This window comes from Chryseobacterium lactis (assembly GCF_003815875.1).
GTDB lineage: Bacteria > Bacteroidota > Bacteroidia > Flavobacteriales > Weeksellaceae > Chryseobacterium > Chryseobacterium lactis.
Genome location: NZ_CP033924.1, coordinates 1,612,853 through 1,627,367, shown reverse-complemented (window position 1 = coordinate 1,627,367; position 14,515 = coordinate 1,612,853). Strand labels below are relative to the sequence as shown.

8 protein-coding genes are annotated in these 14,515 nt (G+C 36.4%); 6 read left to right on the top strand and 2 right to left on the bottom strand.

The window, feature by feature from the left end; translation table 11 throughout:
• The first annotated feature begins 90 nt into the window (after nucleotides 1-90).
• The 6 genes from EG342_RS06985 (at nucleotide 91) to EG342_RS06960 (ending at nucleotide 9,190) form a co-directional block, all read left to right on the top strand.
• Entirely contained in the window at nucleotides 91-2,352 is a 2,262-nt protein-coding gene (locus EG342_RS06985) for a T9SS type B sorting domain-containing protein (protein ID WP_103289026.1), read from the top strand.
• 120 nt (nucleotides 2,353-2,472) lie between these two features.
• The gene (locus EG342_RS06980; protein WP_103289025.1) at nucleotides 2,473-3,099 is read left to right on the top strand and encodes an NAD(P)H-dependent oxidoreductase; all 627 of its coding nucleotides are present in this window, start codon (nucleotides 2,473-2,475) and stop codon (nucleotides 3,097-3,099) included.
• A gap of 30 nt (nucleotides 3,100-3,129) precedes the next feature.
• Nucleotides 3,130-4,701: an L-aspartate oxidase gene (gene nadB, locus EG342_RS06975; protein WP_103289024.1), complete on the top strand. Its 1,572-nt coding sequence runs from the start codon at nucleotides 3,130-3,132 to the stop codon at nucleotides 4,699-4,701.
• An 11-nt stretch (nucleotides 4,702-4,712) separates the two neighbouring features.
• Entirely contained in the window at nucleotides 4,713-5,573 is an 861-nt protein-coding gene (nadC, locus tag EG342_RS06970; protein ID WP_103289023.1) for a carboxylating nicotinate-nucleotide diphosphorylase, read from the top strand.
• 208 nt (nucleotides 5,574-5,781) lie between these two features.
• Nucleotides 5,782-8,370 carry a TonB-dependent receptor gene (locus EG342_RS06965; protein WP_103289022.1) on the top strand — a complete coding sequence of 863 codons (2,589 nt, stop codon included), beginning with the start codon at nucleotides 5,782-5,784 and terminating at the stop codon, nucleotides 8,368-8,370.
• Between the two features lie 79 nt (nucleotides 8,371-8,449).
• Nucleotides 8,450-9,190 carry a nucleotidyltransferase domain-containing protein gene (locus EG342_RS06960; RefSeq protein WP_103289021.1) on the top strand — a complete coding sequence of 247 codons (741 nt, stop codon included), beginning with the start codon at nucleotides 8,450-8,452 and terminating at the stop codon, nucleotides 9,188-9,190.
• Between the two features lie 4 nt (nucleotides 9,191-9,194).
• Here EG342_RS06960 and EG342_RS06955 read toward each other — a convergent pair whose 3' ends face one another.
• Complete coding sequence (locus EG342_RS06955; protein ID WP_103289020.1) at nucleotides 9,195-11,396, bottom strand: peptidase domain-containing ABC transporter; 2,202 nt, start codon at nucleotides 11,394-11,396, stop codon at nucleotides 9,195-9,197.
• 19 nt (nucleotides 11,397-11,415) lie between these two features.
• Nucleotides 11,416-14,511 (bottom strand): lantibiotic dehydratase, encoded by a 3,096-nt coding sequence (locus EG342_RS06950; protein ID WP_103289019.1) that lies wholly within the window; start codon nucleotides 14,509-14,511, stop codon nucleotides 11,416-11,418.
• Nucleotides 14,512-14,515: the final 4 nt, after the last annotated feature.

Genomic DNA, 14,515 nt, shown 5'->3' with positions numbered 1-14,515 from the left:
TGGTGTTGTAAATCTATTTTAATTCAAAACAAAAATTATAAAATGCTATTTCCATTATAAAGCAACTAACAATACCATAATCCATCCACTATGAAAAAACATATACTCATTTGTTTATTAGCCTTTCTATTTGGATTACCTCCAAAATTATTTTCACAAACCTATCAACTCTCCGGAAACCCTGTTAATACAACAGGCTGGAACCTGGTTTCAGATGCTGTTGTAAGTACGGATTTCATAAGACTTACTACCGATCAGACCAGCAGGTTCGGAGCTATTACTCTTGCCGATCCTATTACATTAAGTTATTGTGATAAATGGAAAGTAGAGTTTGATTTCAGAATAGATGGCAACGGAACTGCCCAGTTTGGCAGAGGTGACGGATTTACCTTCTGGTATCTGGCTAATCCGCCTACAGGTTTTGTATCAGGTGGAGGACTAGGAATTCCGGCCAATGCATCAGGCTTAATGGTAGGCTTCGATATTTTCAACAATACTACAGAAGGCCAGATGAGCAAGGTGCACCTTTTATATGGGACCAATAACACTGCCGGAAATAATATAGAATTTAACAATACTCCTGGAAGCACGTTTCACTCTCCTGACCTGATCGGCACTATCCCATTTGTAGGGAATACTTACAAGCATGTTGAAGTAAACGGAGAAACCGATCTTTCCAACCCTACAAACTGGATTATTAAAATAAAAATTGACGGCGTTCTCATTGCCGATCAATCCTTTGCTCCTTCGGGAGGTGCGGTTGGAATGAGCCAGGGCTATTTTGGTTTCTCTGCGGCAACAGGAGGCGCAAGTGCAAGGCATTCAATTCAGAATGTAAAAGTATTTGTAGATAAAGTTCCCATTTTAAGTAACACCATCACTCCTTTTGTATGCACCAATCCAGCAACAGGCAATGGAGTTGTGGATTTAACTTCTTACAACTCTCAATTTGTTAATAATCCCGGAAATTATATTTTCACTTATTATCTCCTGGGAAGCTCCACTCCTATTGCCAACCCTACAAGTTTTCAATATTCAGGAAACACCACCATTAAAGTTATCGTAAAAGATCCTACTTCAACACTTTGCGACAACGGAGACGGAGTTATCCAACTGAATCCGACTCCATTTTCTGCTACTGATGCGACGCTTACCGGATGTAATAACAATAATGCCGGCACAGCAACATTTGATCTCACTACCGCTGCTGTCACCACATTAACGGGAACCACCAAAGAATTCTATCCTACTCTATATGATCTGAATAATGGAATTAACCAGATTACAAACCCTTCTGCTTACGCATCTGCTGCCGCTACCATATATGTAAGGGTGACTACAGCACAAGGATGTGTGAGCACCTCTAAAATCACACTTAACATCCACCCTGTAGTAGTGGTAACCGATACGGAATTAAAATCCTGCCCTATTGAAGGCAACCCATCCATGGCATCTTTCAATCTTACAGGAGCAGTTGTTTCACAAGGGGGATTGACAAAAAAATATTATCCTTCTTTAACGGATGCTATTAATGAAACCAATGAAATTAGTGCTACGGCCGCTGCGGCCTATGTCGCTCCTACCGGTGTAGCCTACATAAAAGTATTTAATTCAAACGGATGTTATTCTATTGCTAAAGTGGCGCTAACGGTATTGGCACCTGTTTTTTCCAGAGTTTTAAAAGATAAAATCATTTGTATGGAAAGCAAAACAACGCTGGATGCCGGCCCTGGTTTTAAAAGTTATGAATGGAGTACAGGAGCAACAACACAAGCCATCAACAATGTGGGAGTTGGCACCTACTGGGTGAAATTAAAGACCGGTGATTGTATCGCTCTGCAAACAGTGAAAATATTACCATCGGAAAATCCTGTAGTAACAAACGTTGATGTTTCCGGAAATACCGTAACCATATTTGCAAACGGAGGAATGCCTCCTTACCAGTATTCAATGGATAATATCGTTTGGCAAGATTCCAATGTATTCCCAAATGTTCCGAGAGGTGAATCTAAGGTATATGTAAAAGACAGCTATAATTGTACTCCGATTGAGATCAACATTACCGTCCCTAATATCATCAATGTTATTACTCCGAATGATGACGGGATTAATGATGTGATTGATTACTCTGCTTTAGCCAATAAAAGAGATCTTGAAATCAACATTTATGACCGCTACGGAGTTCAGCTTTTCAGAGCAGACAGAACAAACGGATACAAGTGGAACGGAACCGCCAACGGAAGAAGAGTTCCTACCGGCAGCTACTGGTATTCTGTCACATGGAATGAAAATAACAAAACAAACACTCCAATAAAGTTCTCCGGTTGGATCCTTGTTAAAAACAGAGAATAATCTTATTTCATTTATCATTATAGAATCACTCCGCCAGCCGGAGTGATTTTTTGTTTGAATTAAAAGGATATATTTCATTTTAAAGACTCTTTATTCATATTCAATTCTTAAATTTGCCTTATGAATTATTTGGAAGCTTTAAGCAGAAGATATTCTGTGAAAAAATTTAATAATCAAATCATTCCTCAGGAGACTTTACACAACATTCTTGAGTCAGGAAAGCTGTCTGCCAGTTCCCTTGGATTACAGCCTTATAAAATTGTCGTTGTTGAGAGTGAGGAAATGAGGCAGAAGTTGATTCCGGCTTTTTATAATCCATCACAAATTTCCACTTGTTCTCATCTTATTGTTATTATTTCAAAGAAGACAATTGAAGAGAATTATATCCGGGGATATTTCAGCCATATTTCGGAAGTGAGAGAAACTCCTTTAGAGAATCTTGATCCGTTTAAAAACAGTATCAGCCAGCATATCAATCAGAAAACACAGGATGAGATCTTCAACTGGGCAGAAAAACAGTCTTATATTGTATTGGCAAATCTTATGTATGCCGCTGCAATTGAAAATATTGACTCTTGCCCTATGGAAGGCTTCCGACAGGATTTAATTGAAGAAATTCTAAATATAAATCCGGAAACAGAAAAAGTAACCGTTACCCTCGCTTTAGGCTACCGTTCTGCAGAAGATGATTTCCAGCACATGAAAAAAGTAAGAAAACCAAACGAAAAATTGTTTAAATTTATTTAATATTTAAACGATTGTACCTAAAGTAAGCATATGATAAAAGCGGATGTATTAGTAATCGGTTCCGGCATTTCCGGACTTTCCTATGCCATTAAAGTTTCTGAACAGCTCCCAGATGCCAAAATCATCATTGTAACCAAATCTGATGAAGACGAAAGCAATACCAAGTATGCACAAGGTGGTCTCGCGGTAGTTACAGATTTTCAAAATGATAATTTTGAAAAACATATTGAAGACACCATGCGTGCCGGTGATGGCGAGAACAAACGTGATGTGGTAGAAATGGTTGTAAAAGAGGCTCCATCAAGATTCAATGAAATTGTAGAATGGGGCGCTCAGTTTGATATGAAAAACGGGAAGTTCGCCTTGGGGAGAGAAGGAGGCCACACTGAAAACAGAATCGTCCACCATAAAGATATCACCGGTTTTGAGATTGAAAGAGCTTTACTGGAAACCGCTAAAAACAGTCCCAATATTGAGATCCTGGATCATCATTATGTGATTGATATTATTACCCAGCACCATATTCCGGGAAAAGAACTTAATGAAGGAGCTATCAATTGCTATGGAGCTTATATTCTGGATGAAAAATCCAAAACGATTAAGAAAATCACTTCCAAAATAACATTGGCTGCTACAGGAGGAGCCGGCCATGTCTATAAAAATACGACTAACCCGACCATTGCCACCGGAGACGGAATCGCTTTTGTAGCAAGAGCAAAGGGAAAGGTTTCCAACATGCAGTATTACCAATTCCACCCTACCGCTTTATATAATAAGATTGACGGCATGCTGTTCCTTATTTCCGAAGCAGTAAGAGGAGACGGGGCAAAACTGAGAACTAAGAGAGGCGAAAAATTCATGCAGAAATACGATGAGCGTGAAGAACTGGCTTCAAGAGATATCGTTGCCAGAGCCATTGACAATGAAATGAAAATTTCCGGAGATGAATATGTGGGATTGGATTGCCGTGAAATGAATCAGGATAAGTTTCTGGAACACTTCCCCAATATTTATAAAAAATGTAAAGACGAGGGAATTGATCCATTTACTCAATTGATCCCTGTTGTTCCTGCCTGCCATTATTTAATGGGGGGTATTGAGGTAGACAGAGACGGACAATCTTCTATCAGGAATCTATTTGCTGTGGGAGAATGTACCAATTCAGGATTACACGGCGCTAACCGACTGGCTTCGAATTCTTTGCTTGAAGGATTGGTTTTCGGACACAATGCAGCCATGAAAACGGTAGCCTTATTAAATGAAAATAATTTCAATTTTGATGACCTGAAAGCGGTTCCGGAATGGAATGAGGAAGGAATGAAAATCATGGATGAAATGGTAATCGTCAGCTATCTTAGAAAACAACTTCAGGAAATGATGAGTGATCTGGTAGGTATCGTAAGAAGCAATAAACGTTTGGCGATGGCACTGCAAAAACACCAGGAAATTGCTGCAGCTGTTGATGAAATCTACCACTATTCCATTTTATCACCTCAATTATCAGAATTAAGAAACCTGACCACCGTCGCACACCTTATCATTACCCAATCTATGGAGATGACGGAGAATAAGGGCGCATTTTATAATAAAGACCTAGCCTAAAAGCATATACAATGAAAAGACCAGCATACGTAACCGATAAAGCATTAAAAACTTTTATAAATAATGCCTTAGAAGAAGATATCCAGGATGGGGACCACTCTACCCTTTCCACTATTCCAAAGGATTTGGAACAAAGTGCTAAGCTTTTAGTAAAACAGAACTGTATTCTGGCCGGAGTAGAATTGGCAGAAATTATCTTCAAAGCATTTGATAAAAACTTAAAAGTTGAAACTTTTCTTAAAGATGGTGACGCAGCAAAAGTTGGTGACATCGCATTTATCGTAACAGGTAGTGCAAGATCCATTCTTTCTACGGAAAGGCTTCTTTTGAACTGCATGCAAAGAATGAGTGGAATTGCCACATTGACGCATGACTGGGATTCAAGGCTGGTAGGGACAAAAACAAAATTACTGGATACCAGAAAAACAACTCCTAACTTCAGAATTTGTGAAAAATGGGCTGTTGCCATAGGCGGTGGAACCAATCATAGATATGGTCTGTATGATATGATTATGTTGAAAGATAATCATATTGACTACAACGGAAGCATTACCAATGCAGTGAAGATGGCCAAAGATTATATTAAAAAGAATAAGAAAAAGCTGAAAATAGAGGTCGAAACCAGAAACCTTGAAGAGGTACAGGAAGCGATCAAAACAAAAGTTGACAGAATCATGCTTGATAACATGGATGTCAAAACAATGAAGCAGGCGGTAAAAATGATTAACGGTTCATGCGAGTCTGAAGCTTCAGGTGGAATTACCCGCGATATGCTTAAAGAAATTGCTTCCACCGGTGTCACGTATATCTCTGCGGGAGCCCTTACACACTCGGCTGAAAATATCGATTTGAGTCTCAAGGCAGTGAAATAGTTTTGAATTTTTAACAAAAACACCAGCACTTTGTTAAAAATACAATAACATGACTTTTTTCATACAAAAATTCAACTTTTATTTAAAATACTGAAAATCAACCACTTAATATTATTAAGACTGATTAAAAATTAACATTGAGTTAATAATAGTTAAAATTTATTTTGCGAATTTTGCAGAAAATTAAATCTAATTATTACTAACGATTATGAAATTAATCAACAAATCAATACTGACTGCGGTTATTACATTATCCACAGCTAGTGTTTATTACGCTCAACAAACTCAGGACACGGTGCAAGCTAAGTCTAAAGACATTGATGAGGTAATCCTAAGAGGTGTTACGGATATCGCTAAAGATAGAAAGACACCGGTTGCTGCATCTACTATTAAAGCAGCACAACTTGCAGAAAGATTGGGTAACCAGGAGTTACCTGAGATTTTGAACACTACTCCGTCTGTTTACGCTACAAAATCTGGAGGTGGTTTTGGTGATGGAGGTCTTACCATCAGAGGTTTCGAAACAAGAAACATCGCGGTAATGGTAAACGGTATGCCAGTTAACGATATGGAAGGTGGTGCTGTTTATTTCTCAAACTGGACCGGACTAGCTGATGTAACAAGTACATTACAGGTTCAGAGAGGTTTAGGTTCTTCTAAATTAGCGATTGCTTCTGTAGGGGGAACAGTAAACTTCCTTACCCGTTCAGCTGACATGAAAAAAGGTGGAGTAATCAGATTAGGAGTTGGTAACGACGATTATTTAAAAACTTCATTTTCTTACAACACAGGGAAATCTAAAGATGGTGTTTCTGCATCATTTTTAATGAGCAGACAGGCTGGAGGTACTTATATTGAAAACACAAATTATGAATCTTATGCATATTTCTTTGCATTAGGTTATGAAATCAATAAAAAGCATAACTTACAATTTACTGTAACATCTGCTCCTCAGTGGCACGATCAAAGAACTTTCGCTCCAACAATTCAAAATTACATCAGATACAATCCTAATAACGACGGAACTCCATACAGAAAATACAATTCGGATTTTGGATATTATACTGATGCATCAGGAAACAGAGTTGCTTTAGCTAACAGATCAAATTATTATGCTAAGCCGGTAATGATGTTGAACTGGGACTGGACAATGAGTGAAAAATCTAAGTTAAGTACAGTTTTATACATGTCAAACGGTAGAGGTGGTGGAACCGGTGAGCTTGGTAAAGTGGGCGGAAACGGAATCACTAACTTCACTGATGCATCAGGTCACTTTAACTATGATGCTATTTTTGCCGCTAACGCAGCCGTTAATTTAAATACTGCAGGAGCAGGAAGTACTTTGGTTAGAAGATCAAATATCAACTCTCACAACTGGTATGGTATTTTGGCTAATTTCCAGCACAAAATTAATGACAACTGGAACTTCTCAGTAGGTACAGATGACAGATATTACTATGGGTACCACTATCAGGTTCTTACAGATCTTTACGGAGGTGCAGGATACAAGGATAATGCTAACAAAAACATTGCAACCCCTAGAATCGTAAATGCACTTTATGATTACAAAAAACTTAACTGGAATCCATTCGGAGGTAAAATGGCTCCAGCTGAAGATCAGATAGGATATAGCAACGATGGAGAAGTACTTTGGTATAGCGGATTTGCGCAGGTAGAATATACTAAAGATAAACTATCTGCCTTCTTACAAGGTTCCGTATCTAACCAGGGTTACCAAAGAATTGATAATTACGTGGTAGATGGAAGTATTACACCAAAAGGTCAAACTGTAAATACTAAGACAGGATTTAAAAATATTTTCGGATATAACATTAAAGGGGGTGCCAACTATAACATCAACGAGCAGCACAATGTTTTTGCTAACTTAGGTTTTTATAGCAAGCAGCCATTCCTTAACTCCGTTTATCCAAGTAACCAACAGTTCATTAACCCTTATCTGACTAACGAGAAGATTTCTTCTGCTGAAATTGGATATGGATTCAGATCTGCGAAATTCACTGCCAACGTTAACGTATACAGAACACAGTGGAAAGACAGATGGTTAAGAAAAACAAGTCAGACTTTCCAATTAGCAGACGGTTCAACGACTACAGGATATTCTGAAATCAATGGAATCACTGAAGTTCACCAGGGAGTAGAATTTGACGGGGTATACAAACCAAACCGTTTCATAGAAGTTCAGGGGATGTTCTCTTGGGGAGATTACTATTACAAAGGAAATGCTAGCGTAGCTTCATTTGATGACAATAACAACCCAGTTACTTTAGCTAATGCTTCAGGAAATACATTATACTTAGATAAAGTAAAAGTAGGAGGATCAAGCAACAACAGTATCCCTCAGATGACTGCATCATTAGGACTTACTATAAAGCCGGTAAAAGATCTTAATATCTTCGGAACGTGGAGATATGTAGGTAAACTTTATTCTACTATTGACGCGGGAACATTCACCAATGTTTCAGCTCAGGAAAAAGGAGTATTGAAATTACCTGATTTCAACTTATTCGATGTAGGGTTCTCTTATAAAATCAGATTACAAAACGAAGCTCAGTATTTCACAATCGGAGCTAACGTTTATAACCTTTTTGATAAAATTTACATCTCTGACTCTGCTACAAGTATATTCGGAACAGATCAAATTAAAGACACCAAAGATCCTGACAACGGGAAAACATGGGAACAAGCCGGTAGAATGTACAATGGTATTGCAACTGGTAACCGTGCTTATTTCGGTTTCGGAACTACATGGGCTGCCACTTTATCATTCAACTTCTAATGATCTAAAATCTTAGAATTTATAAATATTAATCCCGGCTAAAAGCCGGGATTTTTGTTATCTTTAGCAAAACTAACTCATGGAAGATGTATTAACTACTTTTATCAATCACTGGAAATCTAAAGACTATGTGATTGCAATATTATTAACCGGTAGTCATGCATTGGGGCGACAAAATGAAAATTCGGACATTGATATCAGAATTATATTTGATACTACCCAAAAAGCAACGCTGAAAGGCATAAAAAATAAAATTTCATATTTCGCTGAAAGCATTGACTCCGTAAAAAAAAGAATGCAGCAGGACTATGTACGTAATATGAAATTCGAAGCCAGGCTTTTTAGCATCGGAAAGATATTGTATAAAAAAGATGATGCAATCGATGAATTGGTCACTATTGCTCACAAGTTTATGAATACACCTTTCAGGAATATTCAGCATAACAGGGATGCTATCATCTTAAAAACTTATTCACTTTCAGTTAACTATAATTACCTGATGCACAATGAGTCTTCAAAGCTCTATATCTATAATTACATGAGCTTTATGAGGAATGTTTTGCATACTTATTCATGGTTTATAGGCTACGAATTATTTATTGACGTTAAAACAGATCTGATCTTAAATGATCCAAATTACAGAAAGACCAACCTATGGCAGGATTATCCGGATAAGACCTTTATTCAAATCTGGATCAATTGCATTGAAGGAGAGTATAATAATGATAATGTAGAAAAAATTTTTAATTATCTGCAATCAAAAATGATACAGATTGAAGGGAGAGACTTCGAAGTGATTCGTGAGGAAAATATCTTCTAGACTACTAATTTCCAAGCTCCAATTGATTTTTTACGAGTTGGTAGTAAGCTCCTTTTAAACCGACTAATTCAGCATGGGTTCCTTCTTCTATCACTTTCCCCTGATCCAGGACAATAATTTTATCCGCGTGTTTCACCGTCGATAAACGGTGAGCAACAATTATTGCTGTACGCCCTTTAAAGAATTGTTCAAGATTATCAATGATCGTTCTTTCATTATTGGCATCCAAAGCGCTGGTAGCCTCATCAAAGAATATATATTCCGGAGATTTATAGACAGCACGGGCAATAAATAAGCGCTGCTTCTGGCCGCCACTTATTCCCATTCCTTCATTACCGATCTTTGTGTTATAAGTTAAAGGAAGGCCTTCTATAAACTCTTTAATATTGGCAATATGCACAGCATGTCTTAATCTGGATTTATCGATATCATCATCGCCTACCGCAATATTATCTGCAATGGTATCATTAAAAATATAACCGTCCTGCATCACAACTCCTACATAATCCCGCCACATTACCGGAGAAATATTCTTAAAATTTTGATTTCCGAGTTTGACCTCTCCATTGGTAGGTTCATAAAACTTCAGTAATAACTTAATCAATGTGGTCTTACCACTCCCACTAACTCCAACGATTGCCGTTGTTTTCTGATAGGGAATTACCAGATTCAGATTCTCAAAAACATTCTGATTTGATCCCGTATATCTAAAACTAAGGTTATGAACCACCAGATCTCCCCCTGATATTTCCGGGATATATTGGGAGCCCTCAGTTTCTTCTTCATCCTTCTCATGGATTTCATTAAGTCTTTCTAATGAGATACTGGCATCCTGTAATTGTTTAATAAAGCCTATCACCTGGCCTATAGGGCCATTTAACTGGCCTATGATATATTGTATGGACATCATCATTCCTAATGTGATATTCCCCTCAATAACCAATTTTGCTGACAGAAAACTAATGATCATATCTTTTATCTGATTGATAAATCCACCACCAATAGACTGCCATTGATCCAGGGCAAGACTCTCTATTCTTAACCTGAATATCTTTACCTGCAGTGATTCCCATGCCCATCTTTTTTTCTTTTCGGCATTTTGCATTTTAATCTCCTGCATGCCGTTAATCAACTCAATGACCTTACTCTGGGTCTGAGATACCTGGGAGAAATTTTTATAATCCAGATCTTTTCGCTTTTTCAGGAAAAAAAGAATCCACACCGAATATAAGGTAGCACCAACTAAGAATACGAGGAATAATCTGTAATCATAAAACAACAGAATAATACTGTACACAAAAAAGTTAACAATGGAAAACAAAGTACTCAATGCGGAACCTGTAAGGAGCTGCTCTATTCTTGAGTGATCTCCAATCCTCTGCATAATATCGCCTGTCATTCGGGTATCGAAAAAACTGATCGGCAATTTCATGAGTTTGATGAAAAAATCTGAAACTAAAGAAATATTAATCCGCGTACTCAGGTGCAGTAAAATCCAGCTTCTGACAACGTCAATTCCCATCCTTCCGAGATAGAGCATAAACTGAGCAATCAGTACGAGATAAATAAAATTAATATCTTTATTCTGAATCCCGACATCAACGATACTTTGTGTAAGAAAAGGAAGGATCAGAGAAAGTAAACTTCCTGCAAGAAGACCCACCGCCAACTGAACAATTAATGATTTATATTTAATTGCATAACGGCTCAGAAATCTGAGATTCAGTTTTTTCCCTTCATCATCCCATTCTTTATTATAAAAGGCTGGCGTTGTTTCTACCACCAAGGCAATACCTTCTTTTAAGGTTTCATCGGCATTATTTCCGATCCAGTGTTTTATAAATTCATTTTTCCTGTACGTAACAAGCCCATGAGCGGGATCTGATATATAGATCAAATAATCTTTGGATTTTTTCTTGATTTCGTATACTACTACAAAATGTTTTTTGTCCCAATGCACAACACAAGGTAATGGGATCGCTCTTGAAAGAAGGTCAAAATTTATTTTTACTCCATTCGTTTTAAACCCAATTTTTTCCGCTGCATTACTCAAATTTAATAAGCTGCTTCCGATTCTTGTTGTCTCGGAAAGCGTTCTGATATGCTGCAAGCTTACCAGCTTACCATAATATTTACTAATAATACGTAAGCAGGTTGGGCCGCAATCCTTAGCATCGGGCTGGCGATAAAAGGGAAATTTCTTCACAATGATTTAAATAACAAACTTATACTTCAACAGACTTCCGTGCTTTAATCGACTGATATTTTTTAAATAAGAAAAAATAAATTTTAAATTCATTAAAGCGTTGTTTTTCCGTAAACAACCGATTCATACTCATGTGAATATAGCTGGACAAAACAGATAAATAATCATTTCCGACATTTTTTTTAATCTGATCAATGGCTTGTTTCAAATTGGATTGGTTAATAAGCTTTATCACCTCTTCATTGAGCTTCTCGGCAATCACAATATCTTTCATCCTCCTCTGCTCTTCATGTAGGCTGTTTCTCATTATCTTGTCTTTCGTATATTCAAACTCTCTTGCATAGTTATTAAATTGCCTTTCCAGGAAATGTAATCTGGCCTCATCATTGAGATCAGAAAGATTAAGATAGTATTCTGTGAGATAATAGCCCACTAAAAACAGATCCTGATAACTTATCGTATTCCGAAAGTTATATATTTTACATATCAATGATGAATCATAATAAAACAGCGTTTCAGAATCAGTAATATTGGCACCTCCATACCTTCCCAGCTCTCTGACATAGGTATCCTGAACAATATTTGATACATATCCTTTTTTAACCAGCGGTGTCAATACATTGTTACAAGCCTTCATTATCGCAGAAAGAAACTGTAAATCACTTACATACAGACGCAGTCTCAAATGTTGTTTGGGATCTGAATATCTTATAAAAAACCATTTTTCAACAATTCCTTTTTTAACAAATTTACTTTCAATACAATCTGCAAGTTGGAGAAGTATTTTATTGATAAACTTAAAATCCACATAAATTTTAAGATAAATCCACTGAGACCCCGGAATAAACACGTGGGCATTGTAATCGTCTTTACTATTCAGTTTTCTTTCTGCAGACGTTCTAATAGCAGGATACTTTTTATCTTTATTTATAAAAGGGACTATAATTTCTTTATGGTAAATAGGGTCCGTATGTTCATTCGTCTGTTCCCATAAACTCTCATATAAGGTAATATATTTATCTTTCCTATCGACAATTTTCCACAGCATATCCATCCCTAATGAAGTTGATATATCAAGGCAAATTGTATTATCACCTTCTTTAAAGGTAACTAAATTATGAATACTTAATTCTTTTCTGATTATCTCCAGCTTATTTTTGAAATCACTAAGATTTTTGCATTTTTTTAATCCTAAAAATTTTTCATTTCTTATCACCCATTTTTTTGGTTCCAATACATAATTCCCATACGTAACCCTTGGAAAAGACTCTTCGACGGAGTCTATAATTCCCCAATCCCATACTTTAATATAAGGATTACCCTGATATTGCATGTCACATAAAAAATGATAGATAGGGAGGCCATTCTTACTGAAGTTATGCGCATTGGACAAACGAGGTTTAATAGGCTTTTCCAGCTTTCCGGAAAATAAAAATAATTCATTATTTATCAGCTGAATATAGAGATCATCTGCATAAATTTTTTGTTTTTCAGGAAGTACAGAATGAGACAAATAGGGAATTTCGTACCCTCCAAAATGTGGTCTTGCAATGACATTCCCGGCTCTTGCCTGTGGTAAATGAATAACCTCAGCGTAGATATAATTTTTGTCCAGTTCTTCATGCTCATCCATTAATTTACTTAAGTTATTATAGGCGCTCTCATGTGAAGAACAAAAACGTCCTATAAGATTGTTTCCCAAAGAACTTGAAAGGGATGAAATATGAATGAGGTCCTCTGTCTTCTGCGGATAGATTTTAAAAAAAAAGTTAATATGTGGGAGATCCGCTGATACAGTATCATTAAAATGAGTTTTTATATCAGTGGTATTAATAGTAATCTGATCCTTGTTCTGTTTTAAATATTCGTGGTATTTGTGTAAAACAAAAGTTGTTAGCCTATTATTATCATTCTTTTTTCCATTATCATAAAAATCCCTAGTGCTTCTGGCACTTTTGTAACCAATCCCCAATTCTCCGTCTAAAACCTCTGCCAGTTTGACCCTTCTATCTTCATATCGTTCTTTGAATGCTCTTTTAAAAACTTCAAACCAGGAATTTTGAGAAGGTGGTGTGGAAAATTTAGAAACAATATTGATTAACCCTTTTAATTCTTTCTTTGTGTCAGTACTAAAAGTCTGATCGTCTTTTAAATCTATGACATCCAGTTGTATCAGATTCTTTTCTGCGATCCCCGGCAATACAGTAGTAATATGTCTATGAATTTCTTTATAAAATTCTATATTTGACTGACTGCTACTCACCTGAAGCAATAAGTCTTTTACTTGTAATAAGATATTTCTGATCTCTGAAATTTTATCGCTGATCCCTTTTTGATGTAGATTTTCCAAAAATTCTAACAGGATATCAAAATAATCTTCACCTGAAACATTGATATCCAGATTACTCGTTAAAACTTTATTAAGAATTAACCCATTAATATAGCCAACTAATTCTTCTTTTGAAACATCATATTTATTTAATAATTTCTCAACCAATAAGGTATAACTTATACCAGATCTGGATATCTTAATAATATAAGACAATACTTCATCAGATTCCAACGATACAAGATGATGGGTGAGATTCATCTTTTTTAATCTGTATTCCACATACCTGTATTTCCCTCCTGCTTTATATAAACTATTATTTACTCTGTAGGTCAAGAACTCCTGTACGCCTTCAAGTTTCGAAATATAATCTCCTATTTGATATTGAACCTCCATATCTAAACGTGGGAAATATTGTAATGAACCTGATGTTTCTTCATCTTCTCCCCGTTCCTTATAGGTGCCTTGGCTAAAATTAGCAAATAATCCAAATGGAGTGCAGCGACTTGCTGACCTTATGTAATATTTAGCTAAAGAATGAAGTAGCTTTTTCTTGTCCTTATCTGAAAAGTTGTCTGGTGTTGCGACATATTTCAGAGTCTCATTATATAGAATATCAGAGGCAAGATATAACGCCTCATTTAATTGATAGTTTTCAGAAAATTCTTTGATAAGATAATTAAGAATCTCTTGATCATCATTAGCTTCAGAGAATTTATAAAAGTCAAAAAGATTTTTCAAAGGCAGAAGAGGCTTCCTCACTGCATAAAAATTACTCTCGTACATTGTT

What these genes read in the sequence shown, in the direction of transcription:
- EG342_RS06985 (WP_103289026.1), top strand. Translation starts at nt 91, where the DNA reads ATGAAAAAACATATACTCATTTGTTTATTAGCCTTTCTATTTGGATTA.
- EG342_RS06980 (WP_103289025.1), top strand. Translation starts at nt 2,473, where the DNA reads ATGAATTATTTGGAAGCTTTAAGCAGAAGATATTCTGTGAAAAAATTT.
- nadB (WP_103289024.1), top strand. Translation starts at nt 3,130, where the DNA reads ATGATAAAAGCGGATGTATTAGTAATCGGTTCCGGCATTTCCGGACTT.
- nadC (WP_103289023.1), top strand. Translation starts at nt 4,713, where the DNA reads ATGAAAAGACCAGCATACGTAACCGATAAAGCATTAAAAACTTTTATA.
- EG342_RS06965 (WP_103289022.1), top strand. Translation starts at nt 5,782, where the DNA reads ATGAAATTAATCAACAAATCAATACTGACTGCGGTTATTACATTATCC.
- EG342_RS06960 (WP_103289021.1), top strand. Translation starts at nt 8,450, where the DNA reads ATGGAAGATGTATTAACTACTTTTATCAATCACTGGAAATCTAAAGAC.
- EG342_RS06950 (WP_103289019.1), bottom strand. Translation starts at nt 14,511, where the DNA reads ATGTACGAGAGTAATTTTTATGCAGTGAGGAAGCCTCTTCTGCCTTTG.